Source organism: Pseudomonas sp. SD17-1 (assembly GCF_029201585.1).
GTDB lineage: Bacteria > Pseudomonadota > Gammaproteobacteria > Pseudomonadales > Pseudomonadaceae > Aquipseudomonas > Aquipseudomonas palmensis.
In genome coordinates, this window is the sequence record NZ_CP104044.1 from 142,597 (window position 1) to 168,099 (window position 25,503).

Below are 25,503 nucleotides of genomic sequence, written 5' to 3' on the forward strand. Positions count from 1 at the left end.
GGCGTTGATCGAAGAACATTGATAGTTAGCAAACTATGAATCTCGACACCTTGCCCATGAATCTTGATGCACTGCAACTGAACATCAGCAGCGGCATGGTCGCGGCCAGCCGTCACTGGCGGCGCATCTGCCAGGCCACGCTGGTCGGCTACGGCATCTCCGAAGCCTGCGCGGTACCACTGCTGATGATCGTGCGCCTGGGCGATGGCGTGCACCAGGTGGCGGTAGCCCAGGCCGCAGGGCTTGAAAGCCCGTCGCTGGTGCGCCTGCTCGACCAGCTGTGCAGCGCCGGTTTCGTATGCCGCAGCGAAGCCCCCGGTGACCGCCGCGCCAAGGCCCTGAGCCTGACCCCGCGCGGGCGCGAGCTGGCCGAGGCGATCGAGGCCGAGCTGGTGCGCCTGCGCCGCCAGGTGCTGCACGACATCCCGCCCGCCGACCTCGAAGCGGCGCTGCGTGTGGTGCGCGCCTTCGAAGACGCCGCGCAGCGCTCGCCGGGCGTGCCTTCATGAAGGACTTCTTCAGCTCCATGCCGCCGGCGCGGGACTGGTTCTACGGCGTGCGCACCTTCGCCGCGTCGATGATCGCCCTGTACATCGCCCTGCTCATGCAACTGCCGCGCCCCTACTGGGCGATGGCCACGGTCTACATCGTCTCCAGCCCGTTCGTCGGGCCCACCAGTTCCAAGGCCCTGTACCGCGCCCTGGGTACACTGCTGGGCGCGGCGGGGGCGGTGTTCCTGGTGCCGCTGCTGGTTCAGACCCCGGTGCTGCTCACCTGCGCCATCGCCCTGTGGACCGGCACCCTGCTGTTTCTCTCGCTGCACCTGCGCACCGCCAACAGCTACGCGCTGATGCTGGCCGGCTACACCCTGCCGATGATCGCCCTGCCGGTGGTGGACAACCCGCTGGCGGTATTCGACATCGCCTCCTCGCGGGCCCAGGAAATCTGCCTGGGCATCGTCTGCGCGGCGGTGGTCGGGGCGATCTTCTGGCCGCGCCGGCTCACCCCGGTGGTGGTCGGCGCCACCGGCAACTGGTTCGCCGAGGCGATCCGCTACTGCGACACCTTTCTTGCCCGCCAGGCCACGCCCGAAACCGTGGGCGGGCTGCGCGCCTCGATGGTCACCACCTTCAACTCGCTGGAGATGATGATCGGCCAGCTGTCCCACGAGGGCGCGCGGCCGCAGACGGTCAAGAATGCCCGCGAGCTGCGCGGGCGCATGATCCACCTGTTCCCGGTGATCGACGCCCTCGACGACGCGCTGCTGGCCCTCGAAGGCCGCGCCCCGGCCCAGGCGGCGCAAGTGCAAGGCTTGCTGGAGCAGGCCCGCAGCTGGTTGCAGGCCAGCGCCGAAGACGCCTCGGTGGCGCGCTGGACGGCGCTGCGCGAGCAGCTCGAACGCCTGCAACCGAGTGTCGCCGCCCTCGACGAGCGCCCCGGCCTGCTGCTGTCCAATGCCCTCTACCGGCTGGGCGAATGGATCGACCTGTGGCAGGACTGCTGCAGCCTGCAGCACGCCATCCGCGACGAAGACCTGTCGCCCTGGCGCGCGGTGTACCGGCACTGGCGCCTGGGCCGCCTGACGCCGTTCTTCGACCGTGGGCTGATGCTCTACTCGGTGTTCTCCACCTTCACCGCGATCCTCGCCGCCACCGCGCTGTGGATACTGCTCGGCTGGCCCGACGGCGCCAGCGCCGTGATCCTCGCGGCGGTGGCGTGCAGTTTCTTCGCGGCCATGGACGATCCCGCGCCGCAGATCTACCGGTTCTTCTTCTGGACCACCCTGTCGGTGGTGTTCGCCAGCCTCTACCTGTTCCTGGTGCTGCCCAACCTGCATGACTTCCCGATGCTGGTACTGGCGTTCGCCGTGCCGTTCATCTGCGTCGGCACCCTCACCGTGCAGCCGCGCTTCTACCTGGGCACCTTGCTCACCATCGTCAACACCGCCTCGTTCATCAGCATCCAGGGCGCCTACGACGCGGACTTCCTGACCTTTGCCAACGCCAACCTGGCCGGCCCGGTGGGGTTGCTGTTCGCCTTCATCTGGACCCTGGTGGTGCGCCCGTTCGGCGTGGAGCTGGCGGCCAAGCGCCTGACCCGCTTCAGCTGGCACGACATCGTCGGCATGACCCGCCCGGCCAGCCTGGCCGAACACCGGCGCCTCGGCGTGCAGATGCTCGACCGCCTGATGCAGCACCTGCCGCGCCTGACCCAGACCGGCCAGGACACCAACAGCGCGCTGCGCGACCTGCGCGTGGGGCTCAACCTGCTCGACCTGCTGGCCTACATGCCACGGGCCACGCCGCCGGCACAGGCGGCGCTGGCGCAGGTGATCGCTGAGGTGGGTGCGCACTTTCAGGCGTGCCTCAAGGCCCGCCGCCGCCTGCATGCGCCGGCCGACCTGCTGCGCAGCATGGAGCGTGCGCGGCATGCCCTGAACCTTGAGGCCATGGCCGACTGCGGGGAAACCCGCGTGCACCTGCTGCATGCCCTGAGCGGCCTGCGCCTGGCGCTGCTGCCGGGGGTGGAGGTGGTGCTGGAACCGTCCGACGATCAACCGCAACTGCCCTACGGCATCGATGGAGCCCCCCTGTGATCGGTGAACTGGATATCAGCGGGGTATTTCTGCCCACGCTGCTGGTGATGATGGTGTTCACCTATGTGCTGTTCCTGGGGGTGCACGCGGTACTCACGCGCCTGCACTTCTACCGCCTGGTCTGGCACCGGGCGCTGTTCAACGTTGCTCTCTACGCCGTGCTGCTGGGCACGGTCGACCACTTTTGCCGAAGCCTGATGCTGCCATGAAAAAACCCTTACTGACCCTGGGCCGCGTGGTCCTGACCCTGCTGGTGGTAACGCTGGCAACCGTGCTGGTGTGGCAGATGGTGCTGTACTACATGTTCGCCCCCTGGACCCGCGACGGCCACATCCGCGCCGACGTGATCCAGATCGCCCCCGATGTGTCCGGGCTGATCCAGCAGGTGTGGGTACGCGACAACCAGGTGGTCAAGCGCGGCGACGTGCTGTTCAGCATCGACCAGGACCGCTTCCACCTGGCCCTGCGCCAGGCCCAGGCGACCCTGGCCGAACGCCGTGAAACCCTGGCCCAGGCGCAGCGCGAGGCGCGCCGCAACCGTGGCCTGGGCAACCTGGTGGCGCAGGAGCAGCTCGAAGAAAGCCAGTCGCGCCAGGCCCGCGCGCAATCGGCCCTGGCCGAGGCGCAGGTGGCGGTGGACGCGGCGCAGCTGAACCTCGACCGTTCGGTGGTACGCAGCCCGGTCGACGGCTATCTCAACGACCGCGCCCCGCGCGCCCACGAGTTCGTCAGCGCCGGGCGCCCGGTGCTGTCGGTGGTCGACAGCAACTCCTACCACGTCGATGGCTATTTCGAAGAGACCAAGCTGGGCGGCATCCATATCGGCCAGGCCGTGGATATCCGCGTGATGGGCGACGACGCGCGCCTGCGCGGTCGCGTGCAGAGCATCGCCGCAGGCATCGAGGACCGTGACCGCAGCAGTGGCGCCAACCTGCTGCCCAACGTCAACCCGGCCTTCAGCTGGGTGCGCCTGGCGCAGCGCATACCGGTGCGCATCGCATTCGACGAGGTGCCGGAAAACTTTCGCATGATCGCCGGGCGTACTGCCACGGTGTCGATCATCGAGGATGCCGCCCGATGAAACGCTTTGCGCTGCTGGGCGCAGGGTTGCTGCTGTCGGCCTGCCAGATGGTCGGGCCCGACTACAGCGTGCCCAAGGAGGCGGCGGTCAATCGCGGCGACCTGCAGGGCGCGCTGCGCAGCGACGCCGACAGCGTGGTCTCGGCACCGGTGCCCGCCAACTGGTGGCACCTCTACCAGGACCCGCGTCTCGACGCGCTGGTCAACCAGGCGCTGGCCGCCAACACCGAACTGCGCGTGGCCGCGGCGAACATCGCGCGGGCGCGGGCACAGGTCGAGGAGGCCGAGGCCCAGGGCGGGTTCAATGGCGGGGTCAAGCTGGGTGCGCAGCGCCTGCAGGAGTCCGGCGAAGCCTTTCTGCAACCCGACAAGGTGCCGGTGGCCAACATCGGCGAGGCGATCCTCAGCGCCTCGTACCAGTTCGACCTGTGGGGCACGCTCAAGCGCGGCGTCGAGGCCGCCCAGGCCCACGCCGACGCCACCCAGGCTGCCGCCGACACCGCCCGCATCACCCTGGTGGCGGATGTGGTGCGGGCCTACACCCAGGTGTGCGCGGCCAACGAGGAATACCACATCGCACGGGCCTCGCTGGACCTGCAGGAGCAGAGCGTGACCCTCACCCAGCGCCTGCGCGATGCCGGGCGCGGTGACGAAACCCAGGTGACGCGCACCGAGACCCAGTTCAAGTCGCTGCGCGCCGAACTGCCGCGTTACCAGGCCATGCGCGAGGCGGGCCTGTACACCTTGTCGATGCTGCTGGCCAAGCCGGTCGAGCAACTGCCGGCGGGTACCGCGCACTGCGCCGAGCTGCCGCACATCGCGCAACGTGTGCCGGTGGGCGATGGCGCCGCGCTGCTCAAGCGCCGCCCCGACATCCGCCAGGCCGAACGCAGCCTGGCGGCGGCCACTGCCGGCATCGGCGTGGCCACCGGGCAACTGTACCCGGACATCAGCATCGGCGCGCAGGTGGGCACCATCGGCATCCTCGAGAACCTGGGCAAGCCGGCGACCAACCGCTGGGGCTTTGGTCCGCTGCTGACCTGGACCGTGCCCACCAATGGTTCGCGGGCACGCATTCGCCAGGCCGAGGCCTCGACCCAGGCGGCGCTGGCGCATTTCGACGGGGTGGTGCTCAACGCCATCCGCGAGACCCAGACCAGCCTGGCGCAGTACAGCGCGCTGCTTGACCGGCGCGACGCGCTGGCCGAGGCCGAGCGCTCGGCGCAACTGGCGGCCGACCAGACCCACCGGTTCTTCAAGGCCGGGCGTGAATCGTTCCTGGCCGACCTGCAGGCCACGCGCACCTACACCGACATGCGTGCGCAGCTGGCGGCGGCCAATACCCAGGTCGCGATGGGGCAGATCGGCTTGTTCCTGGCGCTGGGCGGCGGCTGGTAGCAACCGCTATCTTGCAGGGCCATTCTGGCCCGCTCCCACATGGGCAGCGGTGATCCTTGTGGGAGCGGGCTTGACCCGCGATTGGGCCGCAAAGCGGCCCCCACCCACCCTCGAGCGACGCCATCGGCATCGGAACGTCTGCATGTACCGCAACTGCAGCGACTAAACTCCAGCGGTCGGGACCGGCGGTGAAATTAAACGCCAACCCGACTGACCTCGAACGACCTGTGCGCTGTCTACCCCATTCAACCCGGCCTGACGCCCAGAAGGAGTGACCCATGGAAGCACCTACCCACAGCTTTAGCGCCCTGTTCAAGCAGCTTGGCCTGCCCGATGATCCCAAGGGCATCGACCAGTTCATCACCAGCCACTCGCCGCTCAAGGGCGACATCAAGCTGGTGGATGCGCCGTTCTGGACGCCGGCACAGCGCGAATTCCTCAAGGAGGCGATTCTGGAGGATGCCGACTGGGCCGTTCAGTTCGACCAGCTCAACGAGGCGCTGCGCAATCCCCGCAAATAAGCGCTGAGCGGCACCTGTACCTGCAGTTGGCGTTGCTATGCTCAGAAAAACAATAAGGGGATGGCGCCAATGAAAGATCCCTACGCACCCGGCTTCTGGGCGGCCGTGACCGCCCTGGGCCTGCTGAGCACCGGCTACTTCTACGGCGTTCGCCAGCTCTACCAGCTGGTGGAGGCCATGCACTTCATGTACGCGGCCGCCGCCGTGATTGCGGCGCTGGCCCTCACGGCCCTGGCCTGGAGCAGCTGGCAGCAGCTCAAGGTGCGCAAGCGCCAGCTAGAGCAGGGCCGCACCCTGGTGGCCATCTGGAACACCAAGGTTGCCCTGCGCCGGGTCGAAACCGTATTCGACCGCTACTTCTGGGGCAGCTACTGGCAGCCGGGGCGCACTTTTCAGGAAGTGATGGGCGAGCTTGAAGGCACCCCTCTCGAACAGAGCCTCGAAGCCCTCAAGCGCCAGTGCCAGCAGCTCGACCAGCAGACCCGCGGGCGCCACCGCTACTGGCTGAACAACGCCCGCGAACTTTCCAGCGTGGCCACGGCCATGGCCCGCGAACGCTACCAGCTCGACCTGTGCGACTCGCAGCAGAGTGCCGGGCGCGGCAGCGCCGTGCTCAACCGCGATCTCGAAGTGCTGGTGTACACCTGGTCGGCGCGCCTGCGCAGCTTCGACCACCAGCTCGACGAGCTGGAGGGCGAATACCGCTGAGGTTCATTCGCCGCGGATGTACTGCTCCAGTTGCAGGATCAGGTTGGCCTGTTCGGCAATCGCCGCCTTGACCAGGTCGCCAATCGACAGCAGACCGATCAGCTGGCCGTTCTCCACCACCGGCAGATGGCGCAGATGGCTGTTGGTCATCAGGTTCATGCACACCTCCACGCTCTGGTGCGGGTCTACCGTGACCACCGGTGCGCTCATGATGTCGCGTACCGGCGTGCCCACCGACGAACGTCCCTTGAGCACCATCTTGCGGGCGTAGTCACGCTCGCTGATGATCCCGACCACCTGGCCGTCATCGACCACCGGCAAGGCGCCGACGTTCTTCTCGCCCATCACCATCAGTGCCTCGAGCACCGTCTGGTGCGACCTGATGGTGTGTACCGCATGGTGTTTTTCTTCTTTGGTATTGAGCAGCTCTTTCACGGTTTTCATGTGCAGCCTCGGCGGTGGATAAGCGGCGATGCCTATCCCCTAAGAATCGTGCACGGATGCCCACTCGGCAAGGTTGAAAACGCCATGGGGCCGATTGAAAAACGTCATGCTCCGTCGAAACCGCGCATCAGCATCAACGCCACGCCTGTCAGCAGCACCGCCGTGGCCCGTTGCAGCAGGCGCCGACGCGCCGGTTGCTGCAGCACATGACGGATGCGCTGGCCGAAATAGCAGTACAGGCAGCCGCTGGCAAACTGCAGCAGCAGGAAGGTCAGGCCGAGTACGGCGATGTCGCGGGTGTGGCTGGCAAACTGCGGGAACACCGCGCTGAACATCAGGATGCTCTTGGGATTCGACAGCCCGGTCAGCAGGCCCCTGGCGAACAGCGCCCGGAAACCCTCCAGCGCCGGCCCGCCGCTATCGCCCAGCGCCAGCCCGGTACTGGTCCACTGCCGCCAGGCCAGGTACAGCACATACGCGACCCCCAGGGCCTGGATCAGCTGGCGCACCAGCGGGTAGCCCTGGATCAGCGCCGAAAAGCCCAGTGCAAACACCAGAATCGACAGCAGGTAGGCCACGCTGGCGCCCAGTTGTGCCGGCAGCGACTGGCGCAGGCCGGCCTTGAGGCCCAGGCTCAGCAACAGCAGGGTCATCGGCCCTGGGCTGAAGGTCATGCTGGCGCAGAACACCACGAAGTAACCGAAAGAGGAGGGCGTCAGGCCGAGGCTCATGGGGCAGTGCTCACAGTGCAAAGGCCGCAGTCTAGAGCGCGGGCCACGCTGCGGGCAGGCCAAGCAGCGGGCAATCGCACCCGACTTTACTGGTAGGATTACCGGTAAACCTGTGGAGACCTGCATGCTGCCCGTCATCGAGTTCTGCCCCGGAACACCCAAGGTCCAGCAGATCGCCGAAGCCTGGGCGCGTGCCATCGAGGCCGGCGAGCTGCCGGCGGGCAGTCGCCTGCCGCCGGTGCGCGAACTGACCGCGCAACTGGGCGTGAGCAAGTTCACCGTGATCGAAGCGCTGGACCGCCTGCGTGCCCGCAACCTGATCACCTCCAGCCAGGGCCGCGGGCACTTTGTCGCCAGCCGTCACGCGCCGAGGGTGCCGGGGGGCGACACCGACTGGCTGCCGCAGGACCTGGCCAGCGTGCTGCGCCGCTCGCTGCTGGCCGATGACAACACCCTGCGCCCCGGCAGCGGGCACCTGCCGCCCGACTGGCTGGAGCCCGGCAACCTGCGTCAGGCATTGCGCGCCGTGGCCCGCTCCACGCGCCTGCGCATTGGCGGCTACGGCACGCCGGCCGGTTACCTGGCGCTGCGCCAGACCCTGCAGACGCGCCTGCTCAGCCAGGGCATCGCCGCGCCGCTGGAGCAGATCGTCACCACCAGCAACACCGTGCAGGCGCTGGACATGCTGCTGCGGGTGATGCTGCGCCCGGGCGATTGCGTGGTGCTCGACAGCCCGTGCTATTTCAACTTCCACGCCAACCTGGCCCTGCACGGCGCGCGCATCGTCACCGTGCAGCGCACCGCCGAGGGCCTCGACCTGGCGCGTTTCGAACAGTTGCTGGCGCAGCACCGGCCCAGGCTGTACCTGACCACCAGCGTGCTGCACAACCCCACCGGGCACTCGTTCACTGCGGGCCAGGCGTTCGCGCTGTTGCAGCTGGCGCGCCAGTACGACTGCCATGTCATCGAGGATGACCTCTACGCCGACCTGCACCCGCAGGCGCCGGCCCGCCTGGCGGCGCTGGCGGGCCTGGAGCAGGTGACGTACCTGTCCGGGTTCTCCAAGACCCTCAGCGCCAACGCCCGGGTCAGCTATGTGGTGGCCGCGCCGCAACTGGCCGCCAGCCTCACCCACATGAAGCTGATGAGCGGCGGCATTACCTCCGAACTGCTGGAGCAGGTGGTCGAACAGTTGCTTACCGATGGCAGCTACGACAAGCACCGCAAGCGCCTGCAACTGCGCCTGCAGGAAGCGGCCGGGCGCGTCGAGCAGCGCCTGCGGGCGCTGGGCTGCGAGCCGCTGCAGGGGTATGCCGGCGGCCTGTTCATCTGGGTGCGGCTGCCCCCCGGTTGCGACGCCCAGGCCCTGGCCCGTGCAGGCCTGGCGCGGGATGTGCTGCTGGGGCCGGGCAGCCTGTTCGGCCCCGAGCCCGGCCTGTTGCAGTGCATGCGCTTCAACGTCGCCTGCAGCGACGACCCGCAGCTATGGTCGGAGCTGGCGGTACTATTGGACAGTTTTGCCGACCCGGCATCTGCGTTATAACGAACCCCCAAAAACGTCGGCACAGTGTGTAGCCGGCGGCCACCTTCAAGGAGTCACCATGTTGCCAAGGCGGCCCACCGTCCTCACCTTCCTGTTGCTTGGCGCGGGCTCCGCGAGCGCCGACAGTGTCGACCTGGCGCCGCTGGAAGTCACCTCCACCCGCGTGACCTCCGAATGGTTGCAGACCCCGGCCGCCGTCAGCTCGGTGAGCGTCGCCGACAAGCCCGGCGAACAGATGCTAACCCTCGACAGCCTGCTGATGGCGGTGCCCGGTGCGGTGCCGCAAAGCCGCTACAACATGGCCCAGGGCATGCGCCTGTCGATTCGCGGCTTTGGTGCCCGCTCCAGCTTCGGCATGCGCGGCATCCGCGTACTGGTCGACGGCGTGCCGCTGACCATGCCCGATGGCCAGACCGAGATGGACGGTGTCGACCTGAGCCTGGTGGAAAACATCGAAGTGATCCGCGGCTCGGCTTCCACCCTGTACGGCAACGGTGCCGGCGGCGTACTGGCGATCACCACCCGCGAGCCCTCGCTGGAGCCGCGCACCCTCGTGGACGTGGGTGGTGGTGCCGACGGCTATCGCCGCGTGCGTGCCGAAACCAGTGGCACCTCCGGCAACCTTGGCGGGTTGCTGGCGCTCAACGTCACCAACATGGACGGCTACCGCGATCACGCCGCCTCCGAAGCGCGCAACCTCACCGGCAAGCTGCGCTGGCAGGCCGATGCCGGCGTGCTGGGGGTAACCTTCCAGGCCCTCGACAACCGCTCCGAAGACCCTGGCGCCCTGACCCTCGCGCAGGTGCGGGACAAGCGCAGCCAGGCGCGCCCGCAGAGCCTGCTGTTCGACTCCGACGAACAGATGAACCAGCAACGCCTGGCGGTCAACTGGACCAGCCAGCTGAGCGACACCGACAGCTACCAGCTGCGTACCTGGCTGGGCCGGCGTGACTTCGGCAACCGCCTGCCGCTGCGCGCGGGCGGGCAGACCACCTACGAACGCCTGTTTGCCGGTGTCGGCGGGCAGTACACGCACCTGGCCAACTGGTTCGGCCTGGGTCATCAGCTCACCACCGGCATCGACATCGAGCAGCAGCGCGACGACCGCGAGCGGCACAACAACGAAGTCGGTGGTCACACCGGCAACCTCACCCTGCGCCAACGCGAAAAGGCCGGTGGCTATGGGCTGTACGTGCAGGACAGCATCGACCTCACCGAGCGTCTGCAACTGACCCTGGGCGGACGCTATGACGCCACGCGCCAGTCGGTCGACGACCGCTTCCCGAGCGACGGCGACGCCTCCGATGCGCAGCGTTTCGAAGACTTCAACTACAGTGCCGGCCTGAGCTACCGCCTTACCGAGCACACCATGGCGTATGCACGGGTGGCCACCTCGTTCGAGACCCCCACCCTCAACGAACTGAGCAACCCGACCGCAGGCGGCTTCAACACCGGGCTGCAACCGGCGCGGGCGCTGACCCGCGAGCTGGGTGTGAAGGGCGAGTGGGACGACCTGCGCCTGGAGGCGGTGGTGTACAGCATCCTGCTCAAGGACGAACTGGTGGCGCAGAGCACCGACCGCGGCAACACCTACAGCAACGCCGGCAAATCGCGGCGTGACGGCTTCGAGTTGAGTGGCGAATACCGCCCTGTGGATAACTGGCGCCTGTCGATGGCCTACAGCTACAACGACTACCACTACACCCGTTTCGAGGGCTATGACGACAACCGTCTGCCGGGCATTCCCCGGCAGATCTTGTTCACCGAGGTGGGCTACGAGTCGGATGCGTTCTATGCACGGGTCAACATGAACGCCTATGGCCCGCAGTATGCGGACAACGCCAATGAGGCGCGGGTGGCGGGCAATGCCTTGTTCAACCTGCGCGTGGGCACGGTACTCAAGCTTCAGGGCCAGGAGCTGGAGCCGTACGTGGGTGTGGATAACCTGACTGACCGGCGTTACTACGACAACCTGCGCATCAACGACACAGGCGCCCGTTACTACGAGCCGGGCCCAGGTCGGACCTTGTACGCGGGCATCCGCGCGAGCTTCTGAAGACCTGACGCCGAGCGAACAAGGCTGGCAACGCCGATCCTGCAGGCCATGGCGCGTTGCAATCGATGCAGGAGCCGGCCTTGCCGGCGAAGCGCCGCGCGGGCGGCGCTCGATCTGATGATCGCCGCAGAAGCAGCGGCTGGCACCTTGTGAGGGCACATCTGGTGCCATCCCCTGCAAAACCTTGAACCCCATCACGTTTCCCGCACCCCGTTGCAACTTTCTCGCGATATCCCCGTCAGAGCGGTGCGGAAGAGGTTGTAGGACAAATCACCGTCCCTCCCAGCAGGCTTGAACATTCAGCCGCGCACAACGCTCCGCCCCCCGATAACACTCCCCCAAGAATTCCGGCCCACAAGGATGTGCCATGCTGCCGATCGCCCATTGCCGGGCGTTGACGACACGTGTTGCCCACTGCTTCGTCAGCACCTCGCGCCCCACTCCCGCTGCCGCACTGCTGCTGGCCCTCGCTGCCTGGGCCGCCGGTGCCGGCACCGCCGCACACGCCGCCGACCCGAATGCCGAGCTGCTGCGCCAGCGCGACCGCGAGCGGGTGCAGCGCGAGCAGCTCGAAGCACGCCCCGACGTGCGCCTCGAAGCACCGCTGGCCGATGAAGGCGACGGCCGCCTGCCCGCCAACGAAACCCCGTGCTTCCCTATCCGCCAACTGCGCCTGGTGGGCGATTCGGCCGAGCGCTTCCAGTGGGCGCTGCGCGCCGCCAACCCCAAGGATGACCCGGCCACCGGGCGCTGCCTGGGCAGCGCCGGCATCAACCTGACCATGAAGCGCATCCAGAACGCGATCATCGAAAAAGGCTACGTCACCACCCGCGTGCTGGCCCAGGCCCAGGACCTCAACAGCGGCGAACTGACCCTGACCCTGATTCCGGGGCGTATCCGCGACATCCGCTTCGCCGAAGGCACCAGCTCGCGCGCCAATGCCTGGAACGCGCTGCCGGCGCACTCGGGCGACCTGCTCAACCTGCGCGACATCGAACAGGCCCTGGAGAATTTCAAGCGCGTACCCACCGCCGAAGCCGACATCCAGATCGCCCCGGCCCAGGCCCGCGACGCCGGCCCCGGCGAGAGCGACATCGTGATCGCCTGGCGCCAGGCCTTCCCGGCGCGGCTCAGCCTGTCTGTGGATAACTCCGGCAGCAAGACCACCGGCAAGTACCAGGGCAACCTGGCGTTGTCGCTGGACAACATCCTCTCGCTCAACGACCTGTTCTACGCCAGCGCCACCCACGACCTGGGCGGCGGCGAGTCGGGCAATCGCGGCTCCAAGGGCAACACGCTGCACTACTCGCTGCCGTTCGGCTACTGGCTGCTGGGCTTCACCACCAGCGAGTACGACTACCACCAGCAGGTGGCCGGCGAGAACGAGACCTACCAGTACCGCGGCGAAACCCGCAACAACGAGCTGCGCCTGTCGCGCCTGCTGTACCGCGATGCGGTGCGCAAGACCACGGCCTGGGGCAGCCTGTGGACGCGTACCTCGGAAAACTTCATCGACGACACTGAAATCCAGCTGCAGCGCCGGCGCATGGCCGGCTGGGAAGCGGGCCTGAGCCACCGCGAATTCATCGGCGCCTCCACCCTCGACCTGAGCGCGGGCTACCGTCGCGGCACCGGTGCCCACGGCGCATTGCAGGCGCCAGAAGAACTCACCGGCGAAGGCACCTCGCGCTCCAAGATCATCAGTGCCGATGCCCAGCTGCAGGTGCCCTTCATCGCCTACAACCAGCGTATGCGCTACATCGGTGGCTGGCGCGCGCAGTGGAACCGCTCGGCGCTGGTGCCGCAGGACCGCTTCTCCATCGGCGGGCGCTACACCGTGCGCGGCTTCGACGGCGAGAACATCCTCTCGGCCGAACGCGGCTGGACCCTGCGCAACGAGATCGGCCTGGCCCTGGGCGATACCGGCCAGGAGCTGTACACCGGCGTCGACTACGGCGAAGTCAGCGGCCACTCCAGCGAGTACCTGGTGGGCAAGCGCCTGGCCGGTGCCGTGGTGGGGGTGCGCGGCGGCTACAAGGCGCTGTCGTATGACTGGTCCTGGGGTACGCCGCTGAAGAAGCCCGACGGTTTCGAAACGGCCAACATCACCAGTGCCTTCACTGTCTCTTTGTCGTTCTGAGGCCCGCCATGCGTATCGATCGCTTCGACATCATCGCCCCCGGGCTCTTCGACGAGCCCTGGAACGAGGCCACCGTGCTGGGCTCGGCCACCTGGCTGTGGATGCACTCCACAGCTCACCGCGACGCACCGCTGCACAGCCTGGCCACCCTGTTGCTGCCGGCGCTCAAGCACCGCCAGTTCGTGCTCGGCAGCGAGGCCGGCAAGCCGGTGTTCTACCTGTCCTGGCTCAACCTCGACGGCGCCGCCGAGCAGCGCTACATCCAGCGCTCGCCTGTCGAGATGGCCGATGCCGACTGGAACAGCGGCGAACGCCTGTGGATAAACGACTTCGTCGCCCCGTTCGGGCATGCGGCAACGCTGGCGCGCCTGGTGCAGCGCCAGCTGTTCCCCAACCGCTGCATGCGCGCCCTCGACCACCAGGGCGAAGTGCGCGGCCTGCGGGTCAAGACGTACCTGGGGATCGGCGTGATTCCCGAACAGGCCAAGGCCTGGTTTGCCGCTCACCCGCTGGAACTCACAGCGTAACCCTGACTTCTGGCGGTCTGGCACCGCAAATGGAATTGCAATGAACAAGCATCTCTACCGTATCGTTTTCAACAAGGCTCGCGGGCTGCTGATGGTGGTTGCCGAGAACGTCGCCAGCCAGGGCAAGGCGCCGGGCACCACCACCGGGCCCGTGGCCGGCTCGGCCGGCACACTGGCCGAACTGGGCCGCCTGCGTTTCGCAATGATGCTCGCCCTCGGCCTGGTGGCGCTGGATGCTGCACCTTCCTGGGCCGCCGGGGTGGTTGCCGATGGGCGTGCGCCAGCAGCCCAGCGCCCGAACGTGGGCCAGAGTGCCAACGGCACGCCGCAGGTGAACATCACCGCCCCCAGCGCCGCTGGCGTGTCGCGCAATACCTACAGCCAGTTCGACGTGGACAAGCGCGGGGTCATCCTCAACAACGGCGTCAAGGCCAGCCAGACCCAGCTGGGTGGCTGGATCCAGGGCAACGGCAACCTGAGCAAGGGCAGTGCGCGGGTGATCCTCAACGAGGTCAACGCCAGCAACCCCAGCCAGTTGCGCGGCTATGTGGAAGTGGCCGGGCAACGCGCCCAGGTGGTGATCGCCAACCCGGCCGGCGTCACTTGCGACGGCTGCGGCTTCATCAACGCCAACCGCGCCACCCTGACCACCGGCCAGGCGCAGCTTGAGAACGGCCGCATCACCGGCTACCAGGTCAAGGGCGGTACCCTCAGCATCCAGGGCAAGGGCCTGGACAGCGCCGACGCCGACTACACCGACCTGATCGCGCAGAGCGTGCAGGTCAACGCCGGCATCTGGGCCAAGGACCTGAAAGTCACCGCCGGGCGCAACCAGGTCAACGCCGACAACACCCGCGCAACCCGGCTGGCAGGCAGCGACGAGGAGGCCCCCGCAGTCGCCATCGACGTGGCCAAGCTCGGCGGCATGTACGCCGGTAAGATCATGCTGGTGGGCACCGAGGGCGGTGTGGGCGTGCGCAACGCCGGCACGATCGGTGCCGGCGCCGGCGAAGTGGTGATCAGCGCCGACGGCAAGCTGCTCAACAGCGGTACCCTCAGCAGTGCCGGCGCCACCCGCGTCGCCGCCAAGGGCGGGGTCGACAACAGCGGCACGGTCTATGCCAAGGGCGACCTGCAGCTGAGCAGCGCCGGCGACCTGAACAACAGCGGCACCCTGGCCAGCCAGGCCAATGTCGAACTCAAGGCGACCGGCGCGCAGTCGACCATCACCAGCAGCAAGGGCTCGGCACTGGCTGCCGGGCTGGACGAGAGCGGCAAGCTGGGCAAGGCCGGCAACCTGACCCTCACCGCGCAGCGCGTGCAGGCCCACGGCGAACACCTGGCCGGCGGCGACCTGCAGGTCAGTGCAGGCGACGTCGACCTGAGCGCCAGCCGTAACGTGGCCGGCAACATCACCCTCACCGGCGGCGACATCAACCTCGCCAACGCCAGCGTCGATGCCAGCAAGACCCTCAGTGCCACCGCGCGCCAGACCCTGCGCAGCGACGCCGCCAAGGTGGTGGCGGGCAACCTGCAAGTACGCGCCGGCGAGCTGTCGAACGTGGGCGGCGAGCTGACCCAGAGCGGCAAGGGCAGCACCTCGATCAAGGTCGACGGCACCCTCGACAACCGCAGTGGCCGCATCGCCAGCAACGCGACCCATGCCACGCTCAGCGCCGCCACCGTGGTCAACACCCAGGGCCGCGTCGAGCATGCCGGCGCCGGCACCCTGCAGTTGACTGCCACGACGCTCGACAGCGCGCAGGGCACGCTGGTCAGCACCGGCACCCTGCAGGTCAACGCCGGCCAGGTTCAGCTCGACGCCGGCGTGGCTCAGGGCAAGGACGTATCGATCGAGGCCGACACCCTGTCCAACCGCGGCGGCAAGGTCCTGGCCACCCAGGGCGGCAGCCTTGCGGTCACCACCCAGGGCCTGCTCGATAACACCGGCGGCACCCTTGCGGCCAGCGGCAACGGCGTGTTCAACGCCGGCACGCTGGACAACCGCAGCGGCACCGTGAGCGCCGGCGGCACACTGTTTGCGGGCGCTGGCGAGCTGTTCAACACCGCCGGCACCTTCGCCGCGATCCGCCAGATGACGCTGACTGCGGCGCACCTGAACAACAGCGGCGGTACGGTCGGCTCGGTACAGGGCGCCCTGCTGCTGACTGCACGCGACAGCCAGCTGGGCAACGTGGGCGGGCGCCTGGAAGCGGCGGGCGACATCGTGGTGAACGCTCAGGGTATCGACAACAGTGGCGGCGTGATCAGCGGCCTGGCACTCAACCTGAACAGCAATGGCCAACTGCTGCAGAACGCCCAGGGCACCCTGGATGCGCGCAGCACCCTGGACCTGCGCAGCGGGCGCCTGGAAAACGCCGGCGGGCTGATCCAGTCCCAGGGCAGGCTGTACATCGATACCGGCGAACAGGCACTGGTCAACCTCGACGATGGCAGCGGCAAGGGCATCATCAGCCAGGGTGCGCTGGAGATTCACAGCGCGCATCTGAGCAACGCCGGCGGTTACATTTCGGCCAAGGGCGCGATGCAACTGCTGGCCACCGACGTGACCAACGCCGGCGGGCGCATCGTCGGCGCCGACAGTGTGCAGGTGCAGGGCCTGCGGCTGAACAACCAGGCCGGGCAGATCCAGGCGCTGGGCGCCATCGACGTGGCCTCGGCCGAACGTGTGGACAACCAGGGCGGCCTGATCCGCTCCGCAGGTTTGCTGCATGTGTCGACCGGCACCCTCGCCAACAACGCCACCCAGGCCGACAACCAGGGCCTGCAAGGGCACGCCCTGCGCCTTGAGTCCGACGTGCTGGGCAACCAGGCCGGTGTGATTCGCGCCGACACCACGCTGGACATCGGCGTCAGCCAACTGCTGGACAACGCGGGCGGGCTGATCAGCTCCAGCCAGCACCTGAACATTACCGACCGTGACCCCGCTGCGCGCCGCCAGAGCATCAGCAACCTCGACGGGCGCCTGCTGGCCGGCCAGTCGCTGAGCCTGAACGCCGCCTACTACAGTGGCAACGGTCAGGCCGTGAGCCTGGGCGACCTGACCCTGCGCCTGCTCGCAGGCCTTGAACTCAGTGGCCTGCTGCAGGCCAACGGCACCCTCGACGTGCAGACCGGCGGTGCGCTGAACAACAGCGGCAAGCTGCTGGCCGGCCGCTCCATGCTGCTCGACGCCAGTACCCTGGACAACCGCGCCGAGGGTGAAATCAGTGCCGACCAGGTGCGCATCACTGCCCACCAGAGCCTGACCAACCGTGGCCTGATCGACGGCCAGAAGGTACGCCTGCAAACCGGCGTGCTGTACAACCTGGGCACCGGTCGCATCTACGGCGACCAGATGGGCATCGCTGCCGGCACCCTGGTCAACGCCAACGAGGGCGACCGCTCCGGTGCCATCGCCGCCCGTGCGCGCCTGGACATCGGCGCCACGCAGATCGACAACAGCGAAGCGGCGCTGATCTTCAGTGCCGGCGACATGGCCATCGGCGCCACGCTGGATGACGCCGACCACGCCAGCGGCCGCGCCGCGCTGCTGACCAACGCCAGTGCCACCATCGAGTCGCTGGGGCACATGGCGCTGGAAGTGCAGACCCTGCGCAACCTCAACAACCACTTCAGCACCCGCGACGTGGAAATCAGCCGCCAGAGCTTCCAGGAATTCCAGCTGGCCGGCTCGCCCAACCGCTACCAGGCCGACCAGGTCACGTTCCGCCACAACGAAGTGCAGTACCTGATCACCCCCGAGGGCCAGAAGGACAACTGGAACCGCTACGACGTGACCCGCGTGGTGCGCGAAACCCAGATCGCCACCTCGGCGCCGGGGCAGATCCTGGCCGGCGGCAACCTGGTCATCAACGCCGGCGAAGTGCTCAACGACAAGAGCCGGATCATCGCCGGCGGCCTGCTGCAGGGCGCCATCGGCAGCCTGGTGAACACCGAGTTCAAGGGCCAGCAGGTCACCACCGACAGCGGCACGGTGACCAACTTCTACCGTATCCAGCGCAAGGGCCGCGACCGCCAGGGCGCCCGCGTGGCCGGTTATGTGCCCGCGCCGCTGATCCAGGAAATATCGCTGCAGCCCACCGTATGGCAGGAGCTGGCCGCCGTCACCGGCAGCGGCACCCAGCTCGGCGGCCATGCCAGCCAGCTGAGCGACCAGCAGGCCGCCGGCGCCGGCGCGGTGGACAGCGCCGCCGCCAATGCCTACCAGGTGGCGCCGATCATCGAGGTGGCGGCGCAGGCCGGGCTCGATGCCGAAGGCGTCGGCGAGCAGATCCGCACCGGCGGCCCGGTGCTGACCCTGCCGAGCAACAGCCTGTTCGACAGCAACCCGCAGGCGGTGCGCAATTATCTGGTGGAAACCGACCCGCGCTTTGCCGGCTACCGCAACTGGCTGTCGTCCGACTACATGCTGCAACAGTTGCACCTGGACCCGGGGCAGACCCTGCAACGCCTGGGCGACGGCTTCTACGAACAGAAGCTGATTCGCGAACAGGTCGCCCAGCTCACTGGCCGGCGCTTCATCGACGGCTATGCCAACGACGAGGAACAGTACCGCGCGCTGCTCGACAACGCGGTCACCGTGGCCAACACCTGGCAACTGGTGCCGGGTGTGGCGCTGAGCGCCGAGCAGATGGCCCAGCTGACCAGCGACATCGTGTGGCTGGTGGAAAAACAGGTGACCGTGGCCGGCGGCGAAACCCGCAGGGTGCTGGTGCCGCAGGTGTACGTGCGGGTGCAGCAGGGCGACCTCAACGGCGCGGGTGCGTTGATGGCCGGCCAGCAGCTCAAGCTCGACGTGAACGACACCCTGAGCAACAGCGGCAGGCTCGGCGGGCGCAGCATCCTGGCGCTCACCGCGCAGAACGTGGAGAACCTCGGCGGGCGCATCCAGGCCGACAAGGTGTCGGTGCAGGCACGCGAGAACCTCGACAACCTCGGCGGCCTGATCGGCGCCGTGGACAGCCTGGCGATCAGCGCCGGCAACGACCTCAACGTCATCTCCAGCACCCATGACAGCAGCAGCGAGCAGGGCACGCGCAGCAACCTGTCGCGGGTGGCCGGGCTGTTCGTCAGCGGCGCCGGCGGCACGCTCACGGCCTCGGCCGGCAACGACATCAACCTGGCCGGCGCCCAGGTGGTCAACGCCGGTGCCAACGGCAGCACGCAACTGGTGGCCGGCAACAACCTGAACCTGACCACCGTCACCGAGTCGCACCAGCAGTCGATCACCTGGAACAGCAGCAACTGGCGCAAGGACGCCAGCCGCACCGAGGTGGGCAGCAATGTGCAGGGCACCGGCGACGTCAGCCTCAAGGCCGGTCAGGACATCAACCTGCGCGCCAGCCAGGCCAGCAGCGAGCAGAGCATGGTGATGGCCGACGCCGGCCGCGACGTGAACCTGATGGCCGGGCAGAACTACCAGTTCGCCGACGAGGCGCACAAGGTCACCGGTGGCAACGGCATGTTCTCCAAGACCACCAGAACCACCCGTGACACGCTCAGCGAAACCACCGCCCAGGGCTCGACCCTCAGCGGCGAGCACACCTACGTGCAGGGCGGGCGCGACATCAACCTGCAGGGCGCCAACGTGGTGTCCAGCCAGCAGACCATCCTGGTGGCGGGCAACGACGTCAACATCGCGGCGGCCAGCGACAGCCGCAGCGAGCGCCACGACAAGACCGAGAAGACCAGCGGCCTGTTCAGCGGTGGTGGCATCGCCGTGACCGTCGGCACCCAGGAGCAGCGGGTCAAGGACATGACCACCAGCACCACCGCGGTGGCCAGCACCGTCGGCTCCACCGAAGGCGACGTGCTGATCGAGGCCGGCAAAAGCTATCGCCAGGTCGGCAGCCAGGTCATGGCGCCCAAGGGCGACGTGGATATCCGTGCCGAGAAGATCGCCATCGTCGAGGCGCGCAACACCAGCGAGCGTGAGCGTCAGACCCTGTTCAAGCAGACCGGCGTGTCGCTGACCCTGACCAACCCGGTGATCAGCGCCATCCAGACCACCCAGCAGATGAAGCAGGCCTCGGACAAGACCGAAGACGGGCGCATGAAGGCGCTGGCCGCGGCCACTGCGGCACTGGCGGCCAACAACGCGGCCACCGCGGTGGCCACCGATCCGGGTTCGGCGGGCGGGATCAACCTGAGCCTGTCGCTGGGCACCAAGAAGAACCAGAGCACCACCGAGCAGCACAGCGATACCGCTGCCGGCTCGACCATCGTCGCCGGCAACGACGTGCGCCTGATCGCCACCGGCGCCGACGAGGACAGCACCCTCACCGTGCGCGGCAGCCAGATCAAGGCCGGCAACAATGCCAGCCTGCTGGCCGACGGCGACATCAACCTGCTGGCCGCCACCAACACCAGCACCCAGCAGACCGACAGCACCGGCAGCAGTGCCAGCGTCGGTATCGGCCTGTCGCTGGGTGGCACACGCAACGGCTTCACCCTCGACCTAGGGGTGTCGGGCAATCGCGGCGAAGCCGATGGCGAGGACCTCACCCACACCAACACCCATATCGATGCCGGCAACCAGCTGGTCATGGTTTCGGGCGGCGACACCAACCTCAAGGGCGCGGTGGTCAGCGGCAAGCAGGTGGTGATGGACGTGGGCGGCAACCTCAACATCGAGAGCCTGCAGGACACCAGCACCTACACCGTGGACGAGAAGAGCCTGGGCGTGGGTATCAGCCTGTGCATTCCGCCGTTCTGCTATGGCATGAGCTCGGTCAGTGGTGCCAGCGGCAGCTTCGGCGCCACCGACATCGACTCCAGGTACGCCAGCGTCACCGAGCAGTCGGGGATCAAGGCCGGCGACGGCGGCTTCGATATCTACGTGGCCGGCAACACCGACCTGGTGGGCGCAGTGATCGCCAGCAGCGACAAGGCCGTGCAGGACGGCAGCAACCGCCTGGTCACCGCCAGCCTGACCAGCCGCGACATCAGGAACGAGGCCGAGTACAAGGGCAGCAGCCTGAGCCTTGGCGGCGGTTACCGCGAGGTCGGCAAGGACCAGCAGGGCAACGCCACCAGCGGCGCCACGCAAACCCCTGGCACCGACCTTGCGAAAAACGAGAACGACATCGGTGTGAGCATGCCGATCGCCATCAGTGCCAGCGATAGCGCCAGCAGCGTGACCCGCAGCGGTATCAGTGGTGGCAGTATCGTCATCACCGATGCGGCCGAGCAGCACAAACGCACCGGCAAGAGCGTGGACGAGGCCATAGCCAGCCTCAACCGCGACGTGTCCAGCGACCGCGATGGCAGCAATGCGCTGAAGCCGATCTTCAACGAGGAGCAGATTCGCGCCGGGTTCGAGATCGTCGGCGCGTTCGCCAACGAGGCGGGCACCCTGCTCAACAACAAGGCCAAGGAAGTCGACGCCAAGCGTAACCAGGCCAAGGAGGCCGAAGCCAAGGCCGCCAACCCGGAACTGGGCGACGGCGAGCGTACTGCCTTGCTGCTGGCGGCCAGCGACCTGCGCCATCAGGCCGACGGCATTGCCGAAAACTGGGGCGCCGGCGGCACCTACCGGCAGATCACCACCGCGCTGGTGGGCGCGGCCAGCGGCAACATCAGCGCCGGCAACACGGCGTTCATGCAGGGCCTGGTGGTCAACTACGTGCAGCAGCAGGGCGCGGGCTATATCGGCGAGCTGGTGGCCAACGGCAGCCTTATCGAAGGCTCGCCGGTACACGCGGCGCTGCACGGCATCCTCGCCTGCGCGGGCGCGGCGGCCAGCAGCCAGAGTTGTGGCAGCGGTGCGGCCGGGGCGGCGGCATCGAGCGTGCTCACCGGGTTGTTCTCCGAAGCCAGCCCCAACGAGTCCGAGGCGCAACGTGAAGCCAAGCGCAACCTGATCACCAGCCTGGTCACCGGGCTGGCCGCCAGCACCGGCCTGGATGCCGCCACCGCCAACACCGCCGCTGGCGCCGCCACCGACAACAACTGGCTGGCCACCCAGCAACTGGTGCAGGCCAAGAAGGAGCTCAAGGAAGCCGAGGGCCTGGCGGACGAGCTCAAGGTCATTGCCAAGTGGGGCTTCATCAGCAAGAAGCAGGACCTGCTGACCCAGGTTGGCGTGGGGCGTGGCCTGGTCGAGGCCGGCATCAACGATATCGAGGGGCTGGCGCAGTTCATCGCGCACCCTATCGATGGCCTCAAGGGCATCAAGGAACTGATTTCCAACCAGGAGGCGCGCGACAAGCTGGGCGCCGATGTGGTGGATGAACTCAACGCCAAGATCGACCGCGTGACCCTGGCGCTGGAGGTGGGCGGTGACGAGCACGCCATGCAACTGGGGCGTGACCTGGGCGAGATCGTGTGGCAGGCCGGCAGCATTGCCACCGGCGTGGGCGGCGCGGCCAAGGCCGGCGTGACGCTGGCCAAGACCGGCATCAAGATGGGCCGGGCGGGTCTGGAAAAAATGGCCGCCAAGGCCGAAGTGCTGGTCAAGGAAGCGCCGGTGGCCAAGGTCGAGCTGCCCCCTGCCGGCAAGCCGGCGGCGGGTGCGGGCACCGTGGCCACCGTCGAGCGCCTGGACGAACTGCCCGTGAAGCAGTTCAACCCCTATGACAACCCGCGCTACAAGGAGATGACGCCCACCGAGCAGCAGGCGTACCTCAAGGAATACAACAAGCAGTTGCAGGCCCAGCAGGACGCCATCAACAACATGACCGCCGACGAGTTCAAGTTCGCCCGCGAGGCGTTCGACAGCACCGGGCGCAACCCCGACGCGGTGGCGCTGCAGCGCAAGTTCGGCCGCGAATTCGAGCGCAGCGTGGCGGAGAACATCCAGAAGGGCCTGGTCAACAACGGCGTCGACCCCAAGGTCGCGGCGCAGATGGCCAAGGCACGGGCCAAGGAAATCAAGTCGAACCTGGCCGCACTGCACGAGCCCGACATGGTAGCTGGCGGGTGGGTAAAACCCGACCCTGTTAGAATGGGCAATTCGAACGTCAACTCGTCGATCGGCGCCAGCTGGTCGAGCCGGTTGCCGCTGCTGGACGAGACCGTGCGCAAGGCGGTGGAGGCGGGCAACGGCAGTGCCAAATTGAACATCAGGTTAGAGCTAGCCAGGGGAGCCAGTCAGTGATGAAGGACGCATTTCTCGAGATGTTTATCGAGGCCATGGGCGAGCCTGCCCATCAGCGGCCCGTGCCGGCCGAAAGCATCGCGCAGTACCGTGGCCGCCTGCCGGACAAACTGCTGGAGTATTGGCAGGAGCAGGGGTGGGGCAGCTATGCCGACGGCCTGTTCTGGCTGGTCAACCCGCACGACTACCAGCACCTGCTGGACATGTGGCTGCAAGGCACCGAGTTCGAAAAGCTGGACACCTACCATGTGATCGGCCGCACGGCCTTTGGCGACCTCTATGCATGGGGCGAAACCTATGGCCGCAAGCTGATCGTGCTGTGTGCGTACAACCGCGTGTACGCCATGAGCAGCGAAAAGAACGTGCCCTGCAGCAACCCGGACCTGGAGCTGCAGTCGTTCCTGTCGATGGTCGAGCGCGAGGACTTCGACATGGAGGACGCCGATGGCGAGTTCCTGTTCGAGCGTGCGCTGCAGGCCCTGGGCCCGCTGGGCGAGCAGGAGCTGTACGGCTTCGAGCCCGCGCTGGTGATGGGCGGCAAGGCGGTGCTGGGCAACCTGCGTAAGCTGCAGCTGGATGTGCACCTGACGATTCTTCGCCAGTTCGGTCGCTGAGCGCATGACCCTGCTCGATGACTGGATAGCGTGCCGCGAAGGTCGCGTCGTGCTCGACAGCTCGCACTTTCTCGGCTTGTTCAAGGAGCATGGCAGCGACGCGGAGCTGGCGCAGATCTTTGCCGGCTTTGCCCAGGCCGATGCCTTGCAGGCGCGGGCGCAGCAGGTGCTGGCGGCAGGTTCGCTGGACAGCAGCCTGTACCTGTTGCCGCAGCGCGGCTGCGATGAAGGCCGGCTCAAGGCCGCGGCGCTGGCCTGGTGGAACGAACAGGCACGGTACTGCCTGTCCACCCAGGGGCCGTGGCCGGAGCAGGCCCACTGGCAGCCTGTGGTCGAGGTGGTAAGCCGCGAGGTGGCGTTGAAGGCGTTGCAGAGCGATGCGCCGAATGCCTGGGTGTTCGAGCATTTCGCCGACACGGTCATCGAGGACGTGCGTGACAGCCAACTGCCGATGTACGCGCTGCTCGAAGCGTTGTACGGGATTGCCGCTGACTATTACCTGGCGTGGTACATCGCGGCGCCGCTGCTGGCGCTGGAGGTGGATTTTGCGCGTTACTTCGAGCTGTGGCGGCTGGGGGGCATGAGCGTGGTGCTGCAGGACCGGCTGCTGGTGGCCGGTTGACAGGTATCAGCAGAGCCGGCATCGACGGCGAACAGGCCCGCACCGCCTGCCAAAACCTCCGGCACTGCCTGTAGACTCTCCAGCGCCCCGCACCTGTGCGGTTGATCGATCAAGCGTTGAGAGGATAGAGAATGAGTCTCTGGGATGACCTGAAAAAGAAAGCCGTCGACGCCAACCCCGAGCTTGCCGCCAAGGCGGCCCAGGCGCTGACCAAGGCCAGGGAACTGGCCGTGGAGGCCGGGCAGAAGGCCGCGCCGGTGCTCAAGGAGGCCAGCGAAAAGGCCGCTGCCTACGCCCAGGAGAAAACCCCGATCCTCAAGGCCCAGGCGCTCAAGGCCATCGACGACGCCAAGGTGCGCCGCGCCGAGCTCAAGGAGCGCGCCAGGCACGACAAGGCCGCGCGCGAGGAAATGGTGCGCACCATGTATGACATCAGCCTGTCGCCCGACGACCCCAACTTCATCGACGAGCCGTTCAACCACTACGATCGCCAGTTGCATTTCTTCGTGGTCACCGGCGAGATTCTCGACACCCAGAAGCGCAACCAGACCCACCTCAGCGCCAGCCACTCGCACCATTCCGGCGGCGGCTACATGATCGACGGCTACGGCTCCATCGGCGGCAGTTCGTCGTCGATGCACGTGAGCAGCCACAACATCCAGGAGCATGAGTTCTGGGTGAAGCTGCGCGATGGCAGGGAAGCATGTTTCCAGTTCGCCGACAGCGCCGTGCGCATCCGCACCGGGCAGACAGTGAGCATGCTGTTTGCGCGCCCTGCCGACACCCAGACCGGGCAGATGGTGGCGCTGTACAACCACAGCTCGCAGGAAAACCATGTGATCGCCGGGCCGGCCGCGATCAACCAGATATTCAACCTGTATACCGTCGAGCCCGGGCTGTTCAACGGCAATGAGGTGACCACCCGGCGCAACCGCCTGCTGCAGGAGCTGGATCGGCGGCTGGGGCAGTTGGCCAGGTATTCGGCATTGCATGGCAACAGCCAGGGGCAGCTGATAGAGGGCGAGCGCACGGTCTGAGCCCGGCCTGCCCCTTTTTCGCGCCCATGAAAAAAGGCCCGGGTTTTCACCTGGGCCTTTTGTCGTAGATGGCGCACTCGGCGGGATTCGAACCCACGACCCCTGCCTTCGGAGGGCAGTACTCTATCCAGCTGAGCTACGAGTGCAACGCGGGCGCCATGATACCCATCTGCACCCTTGGCGTCCATCGCCAGTAATGTTGTGTTCGATTCCGAACACTCGCTGGCGCAAAAGTGACGTTGATCTGAAATTTCAGGGTCTGCTAGGCTTTTTGTTCTTTTTTTCGAACACCCTATTGTCCTTTGTTCCCGTTGATCCTAGGATTCGTTTGAGATTTCAAACGCTCTCCTTTTTCTACAAATCAA

At 67.1% G+C, this 25,503-nt stretch carries 17 protein-coding genes and 1 tRNA gene; 15 read left to right on the forward strand and 3 right to left on the reverse strand.

Features of this window, described 5'->3' with window-relative positions:
- The first annotated feature begins 56 nt into the window (after positions 1–56).
- The 7 genes from N0B28_RS00675 (at position 57) to N0B28_RS00705 (ending at position 6,303) form a co-directional block, all read left to right on the forward strand.
- Positions 57–509, forward strand: coding sequence for a MarR family transcriptional regulator (locus tag N0B28_RS00675; protein WP_043861339.1), 453 nt, complete (start codon positions 57–59; stop codon positions 507–509).
- On the forward strand, positions 506–2,596 hold the full coding sequence (locus N0B28_RS00680; protein WP_100632978.1) for an FUSC family protein: 2,091 nt from the start codon (positions 506–508) through the stop codon (positions 2,594–2,596). The genes N0B28_RS00675 and N0B28_RS00680 overlap by 4 nt, the downstream gene beginning before the upstream one ends.
- Complete coding sequence (locus N0B28_RS00685; protein ID WP_043861322.1) at positions 2,593–2,805, forward strand: DUF1656 domain-containing protein; 213 nt, start codon at positions 2,593–2,595, stop codon at positions 2,803–2,805. Before N0B28_RS00680 ends, N0B28_RS00685 begins: the two co-directional genes overlap by 4 nt.
- Positions 2,802–3,677 (forward strand): HlyD family secretion protein, encoded by an 876-nt coding sequence (locus N0B28_RS00690; protein ID WP_275729830.1) that lies wholly within the window; start codon positions 2,802–2,804, stop codon positions 3,675–3,677. The genes N0B28_RS00685 and N0B28_RS00690 overlap by 4 nt, the downstream gene beginning before the upstream one ends.
- Positions 3,674–5,074 carry a TolC family protein gene (locus N0B28_RS00695; protein WP_043861320.1) on the forward strand — a complete coding sequence of 467 codons (1,401 nt, stop codon included), beginning with the start codon at positions 3,674–3,676 and terminating at the stop codon, positions 5,072–5,074. Before N0B28_RS00690 ends, N0B28_RS00695 begins: the two co-directional genes overlap by 4 nt.
- 278 nt (positions 5,075–5,352) lie before the next feature.
- Positions 5,353–5,595 (forward strand): DUF2789 domain-containing protein, encoded by a 243-nt coding sequence (locus N0B28_RS00700; protein ID WP_043861319.1) that lies wholly within the window; start codon positions 5,353–5,355, stop codon positions 5,593–5,595.
- Positions 5,596–5,664: 69 nt separating this feature from the next.
- Positions 5,665–6,303 carry a hypothetical protein gene (locus N0B28_RS00705; protein WP_054915884.1) on the forward strand — a complete coding sequence of 213 codons (639 nt, stop codon included), beginning with the start codon at positions 5,665–5,667 and terminating at the stop codon, positions 6,301–6,303.
- A 3-nt stretch (positions 6,304–6,306) separates the two neighbouring features.
- On the opposite strand, the gene N0B28_RS00710 is transcribed toward N0B28_RS00705, so the two are convergent.
- Both N0B28_RS00710 and N0B28_RS00715 read right to left on the reverse strand, forming a co-directional pair.
- Positions 6,307–6,747 carry a CBS domain-containing protein gene (locus N0B28_RS00710; RefSeq protein ID WP_043861317.1) on the reverse strand — a complete coding sequence of 147 codons (441 nt, stop codon included), beginning with the start codon at positions 6,745–6,747 and terminating at the stop codon, positions 6,307–6,309.
- Between the two features lie 104 nt (positions 6,748–6,851).
- The gene (locus N0B28_RS00715) at positions 6,852–7,478 is read right to left on the reverse strand and encodes a LysE family translocator (protein ID WP_043861316.1); all 627 of its coding nucleotides are present in this window, start codon (positions 7,476–7,478) and stop codon (positions 6,852–6,854) included.
- Between the two features lie 124 nt (positions 7,479–7,602).
- Between N0B28_RS00715 and N0B28_RS00720 the strand changes: the two genes are divergently transcribed.
- From N0B28_RS00720 to N0B28_RS00755, 8 genes are all read left to right on the forward strand, one after another.
- Complete coding sequence (locus tag N0B28_RS00720) at positions 7,603–9,021, forward strand: PLP-dependent aminotransferase family protein (RefSeq protein WP_275729837.1); 1,419 nt, start codon at positions 7,603–7,605, stop codon at positions 9,019–9,021.
- 58 nt (positions 9,022–9,079) lie between these two features.
- Positions 9,080–11,077 (forward strand): TonB-dependent receptor, encoded by a 1,998-nt coding sequence (locus N0B28_RS00725; protein WP_256582752.1) that lies wholly within the window; start codon positions 9,080–9,082, stop codon positions 11,075–11,077.
- 367 nt (positions 11,078–11,444) lie between these two features.
- Positions 11,445–13,217, forward strand: a complete 1,773-nt coding sequence (locus tag N0B28_RS00730) for a ShlB/FhaC/HecB family hemolysin secretion/activation protein (RefSeq protein WP_275729842.1) — start codon at positions 11,445–11,447, stop codon at positions 13,215–13,217.
- A gap of 8 nt (positions 13,218–13,225) precedes the next feature.
- Positions 13,226–13,744 (forward strand): toxin-activating lysine-acyltransferase, encoded by a 519-nt coding sequence (locus N0B28_RS00735; protein ID WP_275729844.1) that lies wholly within the window; start codon positions 13,226–13,228, stop codon positions 13,742–13,744.
- Positions 13,745–13,784: 40 nt separating this feature from the next.
- Positions 13,785–22,865, forward strand: coding sequence for a hemagglutinin repeat-containing protein (locus N0B28_RS00740; RefSeq protein ID WP_275729847.1), 9,081 nt, complete (start codon positions 13,785–13,787; stop codon positions 22,863–22,865).
- Complete coding sequence (locus tag N0B28_RS00745; RefSeq protein ID WP_043861310.1) at positions 22,865–23,479, forward strand: GAD-like domain-containing protein; 615 nt, start codon at positions 22,865–22,867, stop codon at positions 23,477–23,479. Before N0B28_RS00740 ends, N0B28_RS00745 begins: the two co-directional genes overlap by 1 nt.
- Positions 23,480–23,483: 4 nt before the next feature.
- Positions 23,484–24,101, forward strand: coding sequence for a hypothetical protein (locus tag N0B28_RS00750; RefSeq protein ID WP_043861309.1), 618 nt, complete (start codon positions 23,484–23,486; stop codon positions 24,099–24,101).
- A 131-nt stretch (positions 24,102–24,232) separates the two neighbouring features.
- Positions 24,233–25,138, forward strand: a complete 906-nt coding sequence (locus N0B28_RS00755; protein ID WP_043861308.1) for a hypothetical protein — start codon at positions 24,233–24,235, stop codon at positions 25,136–25,138.
- 69 nt (positions 25,139–25,207) lie between these two features.
- Here the strand turns inward: N0B28_RS00755 and N0B28_RS00760 are convergent.
- Positions 25,208–25,284: transfer RNA gene (locus N0B28_RS00760), tRNA-Arg, on the reverse strand.
- Positions 25,285–25,503: the final 219 nt, after the last annotated feature.